Origin of the sequence: Pseudomonas sp. ADAK21, assembly GCF_012935735.1 — a bacterium.
In the GTDB taxonomy this organism is placed as follows: Bacteria; Pseudomonadota; Gammaproteobacteria; order Pseudomonadales; family Pseudomonadaceae; genus Aquipseudomonas; species Aquipseudomonas proteolytica.
Map to the genome: position 1 here is coordinate 5449022 of NZ_CP052857.1, position 14597 is coordinate 5463618.

The 14597-nt window shown below is 60.7% G+C and carries 18 protein-coding genes; 12 read left to right on the forward strand and 6 right to left on the reverse strand.

Going from position 1 to position 14597, the window contains the following annotated elements:
- Nucleotide 1: 1 nt before the first annotated feature.
- Complete coding sequence (locus HKK57_RS24385; RefSeq protein ID WP_169390958.1) at nt 2-1009, forward strand: DNA-binding protein; 1008 nt, start codon at nt 2-4, stop codon at nt 1007-1009.
- On the opposite strand, the gene gorA is transcribed toward HKK57_RS24385, so the two are convergent.
- Nucleotides 1010-2368, reverse strand: a complete 1359-nt coding sequence (gene gorA / locus HKK57_RS24390; protein WP_169390959.1) for a glutathione-disulfide reductase — start codon at nt 2366-2368, stop codon at nt 1010-1012. It abuts the gene before it with no gap.
- A 101-nt stretch (nt 2369-2469) separates the two neighbouring features.
- A complete protein-coding gene (gene galU, locus HKK57_RS24395) occupies nt 2470-3309 on the reverse strand; it encodes a UTP--glucose-1-phosphate uridylyltransferase GalU (protein ID WP_029294645.1) in 840 nt (279 codons plus the stop codon).
- 308 nt (nt 3310-3617) lie between these two features.
- Here galU and HKK57_RS24400 point away from each other — a divergent pair, with 308 nt between their 5' ends.
- Both HKK57_RS24400 and HKK57_RS24405 read left to right on the forward strand, forming a co-directional pair.
- A complete protein-coding gene (locus HKK57_RS24400; protein ID WP_029294643.1) occupies nt 3618-3803 on the forward strand; it encodes a hypothetical protein in 186 nt (61 codons plus the stop codon).
- Nucleotides 3804-3948: 145 nt separating this feature from the next.
- The gene (locus tag HKK57_RS24405) at nt 3949-4230 is read left to right on the forward strand and encodes a hypothetical protein (RefSeq protein ID WP_029294641.1); all 282 of its coding nucleotides are present in this window, start codon (nt 3949-3951) and stop codon (nt 4228-4230) included.
- 9 nt (nt 4231-4239) lie between these two features.
- On the opposite strand, the gene HKK57_RS24410 is transcribed toward HKK57_RS24405, so the two are convergent.
- From HKK57_RS24410 to HKK57_RS24425, 4 genes are all read right to left on the reverse strand, one after another.
- Nucleotides 4240-4470 carry a hypothetical protein gene (locus HKK57_RS24410; protein ID WP_029294639.1) on the reverse strand — a complete coding sequence of 77 codons (231 nt, stop codon included), beginning with the start codon at nt 4468-4470 and terminating at the stop codon, nt 4240-4242.
- Between the two features lie 74 nt (nt 4471-4544).
- Nucleotides 4545-5468: a c-type cytochrome gene (locus tag HKK57_RS24415; RefSeq protein ID WP_092236345.1), complete on the reverse strand. Its 924-nt coding sequence runs from the start codon at nt 5466-5468 to the stop codon at nt 4545-4547.
- Nucleotides 5465-6115, reverse strand: coding sequence for a c-type cytochrome (locus HKK57_RS24420; RefSeq protein WP_169390960.1), 651 nt, complete (start codon nt 6113-6115; stop codon nt 5465-5467). Before HKK57_RS24420 ends, HKK57_RS24415 begins: the two co-directional genes overlap by 4 nt.
- A gap of 182 nt (nt 6116-6297) precedes the next feature.
- A complete protein-coding gene (locus tag HKK57_RS24425) occupies nt 6298-6648 on the reverse strand; it encodes a hypothetical protein (RefSeq protein WP_029294633.1) in 351 nt (116 codons plus the stop codon).
- Nucleotides 6649-6861: 213 nt separating this feature from the next.
- Between HKK57_RS24425 and HKK57_RS24430 the strand changes: the two genes are divergently transcribed.
- From HKK57_RS24430 to HKK57_RS24470, 9 genes are all read left to right on the forward strand, one after another.
- The gene (locus HKK57_RS24430) at nt 6862-7164 is read left to right on the forward strand and encodes a DUF1883 domain-containing protein (RefSeq protein WP_003173824.1); all 303 of its coding nucleotides are present in this window, start codon (nt 6862-6864) and stop codon (nt 7162-7164) included.
- A 26-nt stretch (nt 7165-7190) separates the two neighbouring features.
- Nucleotides 7191-7358, forward strand: coding sequence for a hypothetical protein (locus tag HKK57_RS24435; RefSeq protein ID WP_092236342.1), 168 nt, complete (start codon nt 7191-7193; stop codon nt 7356-7358).
- Between the two features lie 32 nt (nt 7359-7390).
- On the forward strand, nt 7391-8059 hold the full coding sequence (gene alkB, locus HKK57_RS24440) for a DNA oxidative demethylase AlkB (RefSeq protein ID WP_104912233.1): 669 nt from the start codon (nt 7391-7393) through the stop codon (nt 8057-8059).
- 393 nt (nt 8060-8452) lie between these two features.
- Complete coding sequence (gene ada / locus HKK57_RS24445) at nt 8453-9529, forward strand: bifunctional DNA-binding transcriptional regulator/O6-methylguanine-DNA methyltransferase Ada (protein WP_169390961.1); 1077 nt, start codon at nt 8453-8455, stop codon at nt 9527-9529.
- A 70-nt stretch (nt 9530-9599) separates the two neighbouring features.
- Nucleotides 9600-10664 carry an NAD(P)H-dependent flavin oxidoreductase gene (locus HKK57_RS24450; RefSeq protein WP_169390962.1) on the forward strand — a complete coding sequence of 355 codons (1065 nt, stop codon included), beginning with the start codon at nt 9600-9602 and terminating at the stop codon, nt 10662-10664.
- 113 nt (nt 10665-10777) lie between these two features.
- Nucleotides 10778-11533, forward strand: a complete 756-nt coding sequence (gene modA, locus HKK57_RS24455) for a molybdate ABC transporter substrate-binding protein (RefSeq protein ID WP_371923826.1) — start codon at nt 10778-10780, stop codon at nt 11531-11533.
- Nucleotides 11534-12214, forward strand: a complete 681-nt coding sequence (gene modB, locus HKK57_RS24460) for a molybdate ABC transporter permease subunit (protein ID WP_070996299.1) — start codon at nt 11534-11536, stop codon at nt 12212-12214.
- Entirely contained in the window at nt 12214-13299 is a 1086-nt protein-coding gene (modC, locus tag HKK57_RS24465) for a molybdenum ABC transporter ATP-binding protein (RefSeq protein WP_178121972.1), read from the forward strand. Before modB ends, modC begins: the two co-directional genes overlap by 1 nt.
- Nucleotides 13300-13365: 66 nt before the next feature.
- A complete protein-coding gene (locus tag HKK57_RS24470) occupies nt 13366-14382 on the forward strand; it encodes a DNA topoisomerase IB (protein WP_070996300.1) in 1017 nt (338 codons plus the stop codon).
- Nucleotides 14383-14597: the final 215 nt, after the last annotated feature.

Sequence of the window (14597 nt, forward strand, 5' to 3'; positions counted from 1 at the left end):
CATGGCTCGCGGCGGCATCAATAAAGCAGTAGTTCAAACGGCACGCCTGGCAATCCTCGCCCGTGGCGAAAACCCCAGCATCGACGCCGTACGCATCGAGATGGGCAATACCGGCTCGAAAACCACCATCCACCGCTATTTGAAGGAGCTGGACGAGAGCGAAACCCGCCTCTCCATCACCGAAGCGCCCATCGACGATGAGCTTGGCGAACTGGTCGCACGCCTGGCCCAGCGCCTCAAAGAGAAAGCCCAGGAGCCTATCGACCTGGCGCTGGCGCAGTTCGAACAGCACAAAAGCGCCCTGCTCGCCCAGGTAGAAGCGCTTGAAGCGGCGCGCAGCCAACTCCAGCAGCAATTCGATATCCAGGCCGCCGCCCTCGCCGAAGAAAGCGCCGCCCTGCAAACCGCCAGCACCAGTTTGCAGACCGAGCAAACCCGTAACGCCGGGTTAAGCCAGGCGTGCAGCGATTACGAGCTGCGGATTTCGGATAAGGACGAACAGATTCGTTCGCTGGAAGAAAAACACCTGCACGCGCGCGACGCCCTTGAGCACTACCGCAACGCGATCAAAGACCAGCGCGAGCAGGAACAACGCCGCCACGAAGGCCAGTTGCAGCAGCTCCAGGCCGAGTTGCGCCAGGCACAGCAGAGCGCCATGGTGCGCCAGGATGAAATCACCCAGTTGCATCGTGATAATGAACGGCTATTGATCGAACACCGAGTCACGGCCAAGGAATTGACCGCCTTGCAGGAACAAAGCCGCAAAGATCAGGCCCAGCAGCTCAAGTTGAGCGAACAGGTGAGCCTGATTGATAGCGAACGCACCCTGCTCCAGGAGCGTCTGCGGGTAGCCATGCTGGACAGTCAGTCACGCCAGGAGGCACTTGCCAAGCAACAGCACACTCACAAAACCCTGGAACTGGACCTGATCAAGGCCCAGGCCACCATCGAGGCGCTGCGCCTGGCCACCGTCGTTGCAACGGCGCCAGAGGCAGCAACCGAAAGCTGATCAGTCAGCCACTGGTGTGCGCATGGTGACGAATTCTTCCGCCGCCGTAGGATGCACGCCGATGGTCTCGTCGAAATGCTGCTTGGTCGCCCCCGCCTTGAGGGCGATCGCCAGGCCCTGGACGATCTCGCCCGCATCCGGCCCGACCATGTGGCAGCCCAGCACCTTGTCGGTGTCGGCGTCCACCACTAGCTTCATCAGCGTGCGCTCCTGGCATTCGGTCAGTGTCAACTTCATTGGCCGGAAGCGGCTTTCGAAGATCTGCAGGTTATGCCCATCGGCCCGGGCTTGTTCTTCGCTCAGGCCCACGGTGCCGATATTCGGCAGACTGAACACCGCCGTAGGAATCATCGCGTAGTCCACCGAGCGATACTGCTCAGGCTTGAACAGGCGACGCGCCACGGCCATGCCTTCGGCCAGTGCCACCGGGGTCAATTGCACACGACCAATCACGTCACCAATGGCCAGGATCGAAGGCTCGGCAGTCTGGTACAACTCGTCGACCTCGACAAAACCACGCTTGTCCAGTTTGACCCCTGTGTGCTCCAGACCCAGGTTATCCAGCATCGGGCGCCGACCGGTGGCGTAGAACACACAATCAGCCTCCAGCACACGACCGTCTTTCAAGGTGGCCTTGAGGCTGCCATCGGCCTGCTTGTCGATACGCGCGATATCGGCGTTGAACTGCAGGTCCAGGCCGCGCTTGATCAGCTCTTCCTGCAAGTGCTTGCGCACCGCACCATCGAACCCTCGCAGGAACAGATCACCGCGATACAGCAGCGACGTCTGTGCGCCCAAGCCATGGAAAATCCCGGCGAACTCCACCGCGATGTAACCACCGCCAACCACCAGCACTCGCTTGGGCAGCTCTTTAAGGAAGAACGCCTCGTTGGAGCCAATGGCGTGCTCATGCCCTGGAATTTCGGGAATCTGCGGCCAGCCGCCGGTGGCGATCAGGATGTTTTTGGCAGTGAAACGCTGGCCGTTGATCTCGACCTCGTGGGGCCCGGTCAGGCGCGCATGGCCTTCGTGCAGGGTCACACCACTGTTGACCAGCAGGTTACGGTAGATGCCGTTGAGGCGATTGATTTCGCGATCCTTGTTGGCGATCAGTGTCGCCCAATCAAAGCTCGCCTCGCCCAGGGACCAGCCAAAGCCGCTGGCCTGCTCGAAGTCTTCGGCATAGTGCGCACCGTAGACCAGCAGCTTTTTCGGCACACAGCCAACGTTGACGCAAGTCCCGCCCAGGTAGCGGCTTTCCGCCACGGCCACCTTTGCGCCAAACCCGGCGGCAAACCGCGCCGCTCGCACACCGCCGGAACCGGCGCCAATTACATACAGATCAAAATCGTAGGCCATCTCACTCTCCTCGGCAGGGCATCAGGATACCCGCTTGCGCCCAAAAAACCAGAAAGCCACCCGAAGGTGGCTTTCTTGAGGTTCAACAGGCAATGCTTAAATCAGTAAGCCTTGCCAGTCTTGTAGAAGTGCTCGTAGCAGAAGTTGGTCGCCTCGATGTAGCCTTCAGCGCCACCGCAGTCAAAACGACGGCCCTTGAACTTGTAGGCAATCACGCAACCGTCCTTGGCCTGCTTCAACAAGGCGTCGGTGATCTGGATTTCGCCGCCCTTGCCTGGCTCGGTTTCTTCGATCAGCTTGAAGATATCCGGGGTCAGGATGTAGCGACCGATGATCGCCAGGTTCGACGGGGCATCTTCCGGCGCCGGCTTCTCGACCATGTCGCGCACACGGATCAGGCCATCGCCAATGTCGTCGCCAGCGATCACGCCGTACTTGTTGGTTTCCGAAGGATCGACTTCCTGCACCGCAACGATGGTGCAGCGGTACTTCTGGTACAGCTTGACCATCTGGGTCAAGACGCCGTCGCCTTCCAGGTTGACGCACAGGTCGTCCGCCAGGACAACGGCGAACGGCTCGTCACCGATCAGTGGGCGACCAGTAAGGATTGCATGGCCCAGGCCTTTCATCTGAGTTTGGCGAGTGTAGGAGAACGAACACTCGTCGAGCAGCTTGCGGATACCAACCAGGTATTTTTCCTTGTCGGTGCCCTTGATCTGGTTTTCCAGCTCATAGCTGATGTCGAAGTGGTCTTCCAGGGCGCGCTTGCCACGACCGGTAACGATGGAGATTTCGTTCAGGCCGGCATCCAGTGCCTCTTCGACGCCGTACTGGATCAGTGGCTTGTTTACCACCGGCAGCATTTCTTTAGGCATGGCCTTGGTCGCTGGCAGGAAGCGAGTGCCGTAACCGGCTGCTGGGAACAAGCATTTCTTGATCATATAAGTCCTTAATAAGGGCTGTGCGTACGAAATTCGGCGCAGTCTAATCAGGCCGCAGCGACCTTACAATGGGCGCTGCTGGCGTTGCGATGTCAACATAGAGAAAAAATGTCGGCGTTAGTTCCGCCCGTGTGCAAACAAGCGAACCCAATGGCGGCGGAAAAACATCCCGCCCCCCGATTTCAAAGGGCCGTATTCTTTTTAGCACGCTTTAGGGGGTTCGGCACTGACCTGCAACAACTTGCGCGCGCCCATGGCATTTGGCGCTATCATTGCTCGCTTGAACCAGACCACGAGATTGTTAATAGATGTCAGAACCAAAAGGCGTAAACGGCTACCTGATCACCAAGCGAGCAGACGGCTGGCACCTGATCAATTTTCATGGCGACAGCGTTGCAGGGGCATTCGCTACCGAAAGCCAGGCGATTGCAGTAGCCGAAGTGTTTGTGGATGAGGCCGGCCACGCGTCGAGCAAACGACCAAAGGGCAAATAAGCCCTTGCGATTGCGCAAAAAGCCCCGGTGAACGGGGCTTTTTTGTGAATGTCTGTACCTTGATGGCCGTTGGCTATAATCTCGCTGAAAACGCCCCACGACAGTGTCTGCGCGCCCCTTAACATTTCTCAACGACGAACCTTACATGAACAAGATTCTGGCACTGATCTCGGTACTGGCGCTCGCCGGCTGCACCACCACTTCCGACATTTACCTGAAAAACGGCGAACAAGGCCTGACCATTGATTGTTCAGGCGAGGCCAACTCCTGGGCCAGCTGCTACGAGAAGGCCGACGCCTCTTGCGCGGGTACCGGATACCGTATCGTCGGCACCGAAGGCACGCCAGCCTTGAAGGACAGCGACAAGACCCTGGGCGCCGATGTGGGCAACTTCAAGGGCCGCAGTGTGGTAGTGGTCTGCAAGTAAAACGGGCGCTTACATGTGAATCTCGGCGAACTTGATACCAAGGCCGCGGATGGTGTCGATCAGGTCATCCAGCTTCTCAAAGGATTCGACCTCATCATGATCATCCACCAGGAAAAAGCTGCGCCCGCCGCTTTTCTTGAAAAACACGATCCACTCCCCTGAGTTGGCCGGATTTTGAATCACATGGGTCGCAGAGATGTGACCCTCTGCATGCCGCTCTTTGACACGTTCACGCTTCATAATTGGTTTTCCAGAATGACAATGCCGCTCAAACCCCGGGGTTTGAGCGGCATTTTTTGTGTTCAGGCAGTAGTTTAACGGATGCCTTGGCCAATCAGCACGCCATCGACCGTTTGCCCGTACAGGTTTACCCCATCATTGGCGTGAAACTTGACGCGGGTTTTCTCCACGGAGCCGTCCACCAGTCGCGGGTCCTGTGGGCGCTCATGGCGATTGACGTAGGCTGCCACGTCCCAGGCCTGCTGGTCGGTCAAGCTCCCGCCCTTGCCCAGCGGCATGTTGTGCTTGATAAAAGAAGCCGCCGTATTGATCCGATGCATACCGGCACCCCAGTTGTAGGAATCCTTACCCCACAACGGTGGCATCACGTAGTTGTCGCCCACCTTCTGCCCCTGCCCCTCGGCGCCATGGCACACCGCACACTGCGCCTTGTACACCTCGGCACCTTGCGCCAGGTTGTAGCCTTTGGCCGGCTGTGGCACCTCGGGATAGCCGCGCCCCGGCAGCTCCACGCCCAAAGGTGCCTTGCTCGCCAGCCAGTAGGCATAGGTCGACAGCGCGGTAATCTCGTGACTGTCGGCTGCCGGAGGCTTGCCGCCGTTCATGCTGAACTGGAAACAGCCCTGCAGACGTTCGGCGAACGTGTTGACCTTGTCGTTCTTTTTTCGGTACGCGGGGTACATCGGGTAGGCGCCCCACAGCGGCGCCGAATTGGCCAACCGCCCCTGATCCAGGTGGCAGTTGCTGCAGTTAAGGCCGTTGCCGACAAACTGTGGCGCCAGGCGCTTGGTATCGACGAACAACGCATAGCCCTGCATCACCAGCTTGCCGTAGGCGTTGTCGGGCAATTCGCTTTCCTGCGGCGGCTGGAACGCCGTGGCGGCAGGCACCGCAGCGGGCACCTTCAGTTGCGACTGATCTTCCATGGCAATCGGTGCCGCCCAGGCAGGCGCACTGATCAACGCGACGAACACGGGTGCAAATGACAGCTTCTTCATGGTTTGACCTCCTGGCCAGGCAAGGAGGCGAAATAGTTTGCGATCCCCTGCACTTCGTCATCGGTCAGGGATTTGGCCACATGCCCCATCAAGTCATTGGGATCATTGTTGCGGGTGCCACTGCGCCAGGCATTGAGCTGAGCAGCCAGATAAGCCGCAGACTGCCCTGACAACGGCGGGAACGCCTCGCCCACCCCCACACCCGACGGGCCATGGCAACTGACACACGCCGGGATCTGCCGCTCCCAGGCACCTTGCAACGCCAGTTTTTCGGCAGGATTAGTGGGGGTAGCGCTGCGATGGCCGGCGGGCACAACCGGCGCCGGCATCGCCGCCAGTGTCTGGCTCACCGCAGCGATTTCTTCCTCGGTCAGCGCCTTGGCCAGCGACGTCATCACCGGGTTGCTGCGCGTGCCACTCTTGAAGTCATGCAGTTGCTTGGTCAGATAAGCCGCCGACAATCCCGCCAGCCTGGGAAACCCCGCAGCAGCCAACCCCAGGCCATCCGCCCCGTGGCACGCCATGCACGCGGCAGCGCCAGGCTGCGCGCCACCTTCACTGAATACCTTTTTGCCCTCCAGCGCTTGCGCGCTGCCGAGCATGAGTAGCAAGGCGCCACCCATCAACACTCTCTCCACAGACATCATCACGACTCCATTTTTATAGTTATATGCTTAGACCTACAATGCATAAGCCTACAAATGGTAGGGTAATGAGCTGACAGTCACAACCGCAGCGTAAGAAATTGCGGACAATAAAAAGCCCGGCACTGCAACCGCAGGCCGGGCTTCTTGATCGGAGTTGATCGCGTATGAGCGGCGCCGTGAGCTCAGCCGGAAATGCAGTCTTCCGCAGCTTTTTTCACGTCACCCGGACGAATCGGCACATTGGACATGCTCTCGTAGAGCTTGATGCTGCTACCGCTGGAGCGGTCTTCAATTTCAAAAATGGCCGAAGGGTCAGCCGAAAACTTCTGCGGCACAATCACCCGCACACCTTCCTTGTGAGGTTCGATCTGCGACGGACGACGGGTCGACGACAGTTTTTGCACCACACACGCCGCGTATTCCTGCGGTTTTTTCCCGGAGATAACCGCCAGTGTCGGCGGTGTCTGCTTGATGTCTGAAACCGAAGCACATCCACCTATTGCCAGGGCCAGAACCAATACACTCCACTTCATACAAAACCTCCGATAAAGACCCTACGACAGCGGGGATGGTATTTTTCTCCCGCCCACGTAGGATTTATCCCTGATATATCGGTAAATAACTGTTTTAAATTGTCGAAGACGTCGACGACGACCCGATAATAAACGTGCTGGGGCTGATAAACTCCATCTTAACCTACGTATCGTTCTGATTTTTCAGAAAAAGCCCTTCTGGAGACACCCCCCATGAAATTCATCCACCAGCGCGAACACTTGAACGAAGGGGATATTGTCGTCATTGAATGCTCGCAGACCTGCAATATTCGTCTGATGAGCGATGCGAATTTTCGCAGCTTCAAAAACGGCGGTCGCCACACTTATCACGGCGGTGCATTCGATAAGTTCCCGGCCAAGATCACCGCGCCGAGCACCGGGTTCTGGAACATTACCCTGGACGTGGTGACGCGCCGTGCCATCAGCGTTACACGCAAGCCGGCGTTGTCCCATAAAATCCGCATTGTTCGCCGCACCAGCACCAAACTCAGCTGATTGCGCCCCACGCCACAGGAACGACCGTGACTCAAACCACCAAATACGTCATCAAGTACAAACTCAACGGCGAGCGCCGCTTCGAATTTGCCCAGTTACACGCGGCGAGCATCGAAGAAGCCCAACAGGCCTTGGCCAAGATTCACGATGCCAGTGACCAGATAACTGAAATCACTGTGAGCAAGGCCCTGTAAAATCCTCACCTGCAACGGAGTGATTGTGCAACATGGACCCTCATTCCACCGGCGATCTGTTCAGCGACGAGGCCTTGCAGCAGCCGGCCCGTCGCGAGCAGATTGGCGAACAGTCTTACGTCCTCAGGGGCTATGCCCTGCCCTGGCTTGAGCGCTTGTTACCGGAGTTGCGTGCGGTACTGGCCCAGTCACCGTTCCGGCAAATGGTCACCCCCGGTGGCTTTACCATGTCGGCCGCGCTGAGCAGTTGCGGTGACCTGGGCTGGACCACTGACCGCCAGGGCTACCGCTACAGCCCCATCGACCCCGAGCGCCAACAGCCCTGGCCAGCATTGCCGAACGTCCTGCGCGAGTTGGCGACAACGGCAGCCGCCGCTGCGGGGTTCGAGGGCTTTGCCCCGGATGCCTGCCTGATCAACCGCTACGTTCCAGGCGCAAGGATGTCGCTGCACCAGGACAAAAACGAGCGCGACTTCAGCGCGCCTGTGGTCTCGCTCTCCCTGGGGCTGCCGGCGGTGTTTCTGTTCGGTGGGCATCAGCGTAGTGACAAGACCCAGAAAACTTCCCTGTTCCATGGCGATGTGGTGGTCTGGGGCGGTGTCGACCGCCTGCGCTTTCATGGCGTGCTGCCGATCAAACACGGCGTACACCCGCGCATGGGTCCACAACGGATCAACCTGACGTTTCGCAAGGCAGGCTGACCTTGAAAACTGGCACTTCGGTGTGCCTGGTAGAACTTGGCGGGACTCTTGGGGCTGCTGCGCAGCCCAGCGCGGGGCAAGCCCGCTCGCCACAGGAAACCTGCGATCCACAGTAAGTTGCAACCCTGTGGCGAGGGGGCTTGCCGGAACGCCGTATCGCCCCCGTTGGGCTGCAGGAGCAGCCCCAAAACCAACCACCTCGGTGTACCTGGCACAACTTAGTGAGACTATTGGGGCGGCTTCGCCACCCAGCGCGGGGCAAGCCCGCTCGCCTCATTGAGCGCGCTACGGCAAGCGTCATTGCCAGGGTGAATTCGACCGCAAGTAACGGAGTGTCCAACTCCACCTCAGCGGTTATTCTGGGTGACACTGTTGCGCTGTCGAGCCATTGCCATGACCACTGAAGATGACCTGCGTTGGGCCGCGATTGTCGCCCGCGATGCCACAGCGGACCTGACGTTCGTCTACGGGGTCAAGACCACCGGCGTGTATTGCCGCCCCAGCAGCAGCGCACGTCAGCCACTGCGCAAGAACGTCGAGTTTTTCGACACCCCGCAGCAGGCCGAAGCAGCCGGCTACCGCCCCAATAAACGTACCTCGGCCGATCAAACCCAGGTCGCGCAGCGCCATGCGCACCTGGTCGCTGCGGCCTGCCGTCACATCGAACAGGCCCAGGCGCTGCCCTCCCTGGAGGACCTGGCCCAAGGCGCCGGCCTGAGCCCGTTCCATTTCCATCGGGTGTTCAAGACCCTGACCGGGTTGACGCCAAGGGGCTACGCCCGCGCCCATCGCTCACGCAAGCTCAGGGCGCACCTGCTGGACAATCTGTCGGTGACCGACGCTCTTTACGATGCAGGCTTCAACTCCAACAGCCGCTTCTACGCGTCAGCCAACCAGTTGCTTGGCATGAAGCCCAGCGACTACAAGGCCGGTGGCAGCCATAACGACATTCACTTCGCTGTCGGCGAGTGTTCGCTGGGCGCAATTCTGGTGGCCCAGAGCAATCGCGGCGTGTGTGCCATCTTGCTGGGCGATGATCCGGATCAACTGGCGCGCGACCTGCAAGACCAGTTCCCCCAGGCCAATGTGATCGGCGCCGACCCCGACTTTGAACAGTTGATTGCCCAGGTGGTGGGGTTTATCGAAGCTCCGGCCCTGGGCCTGAACCTGCCCCTGGACCTGCGCGGCACCGCCTTCCAGGAGCGGGTCTGGCAGGCCTTGCGGGAAATTCCGGTAGGCAGCACGGCCAGCTATGCCGAGATCGCCCAGCGCATCGGCGCGCCCACGGCCTTTCGCGCCGTGGCCCAGGCCTGCGGCGCCAATTGCCTGGCCGTGGCGATTCCCTGTCACCGCGTGGTACGCAGCGATGGCCATCTTTCAGGTTACCGGTGGGGCGTGGAGCGCAAGCAGCAGTTGCTCCAGCGCGAACACAACACCCCGCATGAACAATCGGCGACGTCCAGTGAATAATACAGACTGGCCTTGCCTGGGCCGCCCCTGTTAAAAGGGCCAGACCGTTAATCCACTGGAGAAGCACCCCATGAGCATCTGGCCAGACACGCGGATTCTTGACCTGCTGGGCATTGAACTGCCGATCATCCAGGCGCCCATGGCCGGCAGCACCAGCCCGCAGATGGTGATCGCCGCAAGCCAGGCCGGCGCCCTGGGCTCCATGCCTGCCGCCACCTTGAGCATCGATCAACTGCGCCAGGCCCTGACCACCATTCGCCAGGCCAGCGAGCGCCCGCTGAACGTCAATTTCTTCTGCCATCAGCCGCCGGCACCCGACTCCGAGCGCGATCACCAGTGGAAGCAGATCCTGGAGCCGTATTACCGGGAATTGGGCGCCGATTTTGACGCGCCCACCCCGGTCTCCAATCGCGCACCGTTCGACGATGCTGCCTGTGACGTAGTGGAAGAGTTTCGCCCGCAGGTCGTCAGTTTCCACTTCGGCCTGCCGGAAAAGTCTCTGCTCGATCGGGTCAAGGCCACGGGTGCAAAAGTGCTGTCGTCCGCGACCACGGTTGAAGAAGCGATCTGGCTGGAACAGCATGGCTGCGATGCAATCATCGCCATGGGCTATGAAGCGGGCGGGCATCGCGGGATGTTTCTCAGCGACCGCCTGACCAGCCAGATCGGCACCATGGCCCTGGTGCCCCAGGTGGTGGATGCGGTCAACTTACCGGTGATCGCCGCCGGCGGGATCGGTGATGCGCGGGGGATCGTCGCCGCGTTCGCCCTTGGCGCCTCGGCCGTGCAGATCGGCACGGCCTACCTGTTCACGCCCGAGGCCACTATCACGCCCTCCCACCATCAGGCGCTGCATAGTGCCCCGGCCAGCGAAACGGCACTGACCAACCTGTTCACCGGCCGCCCGGCGCGAGGGATCGTCAATCGGGTGATGCGCGAACTGGGGCCAATTAACCCCACAGCCCCGGCGTTTCCCTTGGCCGGTGGTGCGTTGATGCCGTTGCGCGCCCTGGATGAAGCCGACTTCAGCAGCCTGTGGGCCGGCCAGGCGTTGCGTCTGGGCCAGGATCTGCCAACACGCGAGCTGACCCTGAGGCTGGCCCGCCAGGCGCTGGCACAACTCAACAAGGGCTAGACCCCTGAGGCAACTTTGCACTGTACCGACGATGGCGAACCGCTATATATTCACGTACATAGCGACTAACTCTAACAAGCCGCCACGTCGGCACTCCAAGGAGCTGCTTCATGATGATCCGCGCCTCACGCCTGGCCCCTACCGCCCTGATCGCCCTCTTTACCTTGGGCTCGGCACAGGCCGACGAAGTCCAGGTGGCGGTCGCCGCCAACTTCACCGCACCGATCCAGGCCATCGCCGCTGATTTCGAAAAGGACACTGGCCACACGTTGGTCGCCGCCTACGGGGCCACCGGGCAGTTCTATACCCAGATCAAGAACGGCGCGCCGTTTGAAGTGTTCCTCAGCGCTGACGACACCACCCCGCAAAAACTCGAAAGCGAAGGCGACACCGTCAAGGGTTCGCGCTTCACCTATGCGGTGGGCACCCTGGCGCTGTGGTCGGCCAAGGAAGGTTATGTGGATGCCAAGGGCGCAGTGCTGAAGAAAAATGAATACCAGCACCTGTCCATTGCCAACCCGAAAGCTGCACCCTACGGCCTCGCTGCCACCCAGGTGCTGGCCAAACTGGGCCTGACCGAACAGGTCAAGAGCAAGCTCGTCGAAGGGCAGAACATCACCCAGGCCTATCAGTTCGTGTCCACCGGCAATGCCGAATTGGGCTTTGTGGCCTTGTCGCAGATCTACAAAGACGGCAAAGTCAGCAGCGGCTCGGCGTGGATCGTCCCTGGCGAGATGCATGACCCGATCAAACAGGACGCGGTAATCCTCAACAAAGGCAAGGACAACCCGGCCGCCAAGGCATTGGTTGACTACCTCAAGGGGCCTAAAGCCGCTGCCGTTATCAAATCCTACGGTTATCAACTGTAAATGCCGCTATCGAGTGCCGATTTTTCCGCGATCTGGCTGACCCTGAAACTCGCGTCGCTGACCACCGTGATTCTGCTGATCATCGGCACTCCCATCGCCCTATGGCTGTCGCACACGCGCTCCTGGTGGCGCGGGCCGATAGGCGCGGTGGTCGCCCTGCCGCTGGTGCTGCCGCCGACGGTGATTGGTTTCTACCTGCTACTGACCATGGGGCCCCACGGTTACCTCGGGCAGTTCACCCAATGGCTGGGGCTGGGCACCTTGACCTTCAGCTTTGCCGGCCTGGTGATTGGCTCGGTGATCTACTCCATGCCGTTTGTGGTGCAACCGTTGCAAAACGCGTTCTCGGCCATTGGCAGCCGGCCCCTGGAAGTCGCTGCCACCCTGCGAGCCAATCCCTGGGATACGTTTTTCAGCGTGATCCTGCCGCTGGCCCGCCCCGGATTTATCACCGCGTCGATCCTTGGCTTTGCCCATACCGTGGGCGAGTTCGGCGTGGTGCTGATGATCGGTGGCAATATCCCCGACAAGACCCGCGTGGTCTCGGTGCAGATCTACGACCATGTCGAAGCCATGGAGTACGCCCAGGCCCACTGGTTGGCCGGGGCGATGGTGGTGTTTTCTTTCCTGGTGTTGCTGGCGCTCTACTCCAGCCGTAAAACCAAGGCAGGCTGGAGCTGATGTCGATGATTGAAGTGCGCCTGCAACTGAACTATTCCGGGTTTGCCCTGGATGTTGACCTGAAGCTGCCGGGGCGCGGCGTCACCGCGCTCTACGGGCATTCAGGCTCGGGCAAAACCACGTGCCTGCGCTGCATTGCCGGGCTGGAGCGGGCCGGCGATGGTTTTGTGCAGATCAACGATCAGGTCTGGCAAGACAGCCGCAACGGTGTATTTGTGCCACCGCACAAGCGTGCCCTCGGCTATGTGTTTCAAGAGGCCAGCCTGTTTCCCCACCTGTCGGTGCTGGCCAACCTGGAGTTCGGCCTCAAGCGCATCCCCAAGGGCCAGCGCCGCGTAGACCTGGCCCAGGCCACGCAATTGCTGGGCATCGGCCACCTGCTCGATCGCCATCCGCAGCATTTGTCTGGCGGCGAGCGTCAACGCGTCGGCATCGCCCGCGCCCTGCTCACCAGCCCGCAGCTATTGCTGATGGACGAACCCCTGGCCGCCCTCGACAGCAAGCGCAAAGGCGAAATCCTGCCGTACCTGGAGCGCCTGCACGACCAACTGGAAATCCCGGTGTTGTACGTCAGCCATGCCCAGGATGAAGTGGCGCGCCTGGCCGATCACATTGTCCTGCTCAGTGAGGGCAAGGCCCTGGCCAGCGGCCCGATCGGCGAAACCCTGGCGCGGCTCGACCTGCCGCTGGCCCGTGGCGACGATGCCGGCGTGGTTATCAATGGAACCGTCAGCAGCCATGACGCCCACTACCAACTGCTGACCCTGCAACTGCCCGACAGCCCGCTGCAAATGCGCGTGGCCCATGCCCCGCTCGACCTGGGCAAGCACCTGCGGTTCAAGGTCCAGGCCCGGGATGTCAGCCTCAGCCTGCAACCCGGGGAGCACAGCAGCATCCTCAACTGCTTGCCCGTGACCGTGACCCAGGAGATCCCCGCCGACAACAGCGCCCATGTGCTGGTGCGGCTCGACGCGGCGGGCACACCGCTGCTGGCACGGATCACCCGTTACTCGCGGGACCAACTGCAGGTGCACCCCGGCCAGGCGCTGTGGGCACAGATCAAGGCGGTCGCGGTACTGGCTTGAACGGACGGCACAGGGCTGCGGTCAATCAGCCATACCGGCCTGATTTGTTGCCAAGGACTCTGCCCCATGCCCGACTCCAGCCTGCCCGTGGACCTGCCCCGTGACCTGCACTACGTTGACGACACTCAACCAGGCTTGAGCCGCCGCAAACTGCGGGGCAAGTTCCAGTATTTCGATAGTCACGGCCAACGCCTGACCGACGCCGCCGAAATCCAGCGGATCAACGCCCTCGCTATCCCGCCGGCCTATACCGACGTATGGATCTGCGCCGATCCCAAGGGGCACCTGCAGGCCACCGGGCGTGACGCCCGGGGCCGCAAGCAATACCGCTATCACCCACGCTGGCGCGAAGTGCGCGACAGCGACAAGTACTCACGGCTGCAGGCGTTCGGCAATGCGCTGCCCAAACTGCGCAAGCAGCTGCAAGCACAGGTAGAGGCACCGGGGTTCAATCGGGAGAAGGTCCTGGCTACCGTGGTGCTATTGCTCGATGCCACGTTGATCCGCGTCGGCAACAGCCAATACGCCCGCGATAACCGCTCCTATGGCCTGACCACGTTGCGCACCCGTCACGTGGATATCAAGGGCAGCGAAATCCAGTTCCAGTTCCGTGGCAAGAGCGGTGTCGAGCACCAGGTCAGCATCAAGGATCGGCGCCTGGCGAGCGTGCTCAAACGCTGCCTGGAGTTGCCGGGGCAGAACCTGTTCCAGTACCTGGACGCAGACGGCGAGCGGCATACCGTCAGCTCCACTGACGTCAACGCGTACCTGCACAGCCTCACTGGGGCCGACTTTACCGCCAAGGACTATCGCACCTGGGCCGGCAGCGCCCAGGCCCTGGCAGTCTTGCGCGAACTGGCATGGCAACCGGAGTCGGATGCCAAAAGGCATGTGGTGCAGATGGTCAAGAATGTCGCCCGGCAGCTGGGCAACACCCCGGCGGTGTGCCGCAAGTGCTACATCCACCCGGCCGTGCTCGAGCACTTCAGCCTGGGCGCGCTGGCGAAGCTGCCCAGGCCCAGGGTACGCAAGGGCCTGAAGGCCGAAGAAGTCGGGCTGGCAATGTTTCTCGAACAACTGTAGGAGCGAGCTTGCTCGCGAAAAACTCGAGAACACCGCGTTTATCCTGCATACACGCGCTTGGCGAGCAAGCTCGCTCGTACAGGCGGCATTGACCTTGCCAAAGGCGTAGGAAATCTGCAGCAACTGCGCTAGGCTATCGGTCCTTTCCTACAGCAGGACGACCGCCGACGTGAACAACTAAGCCTTCCAACATGTAAACGCAACGAGCCGCCTGG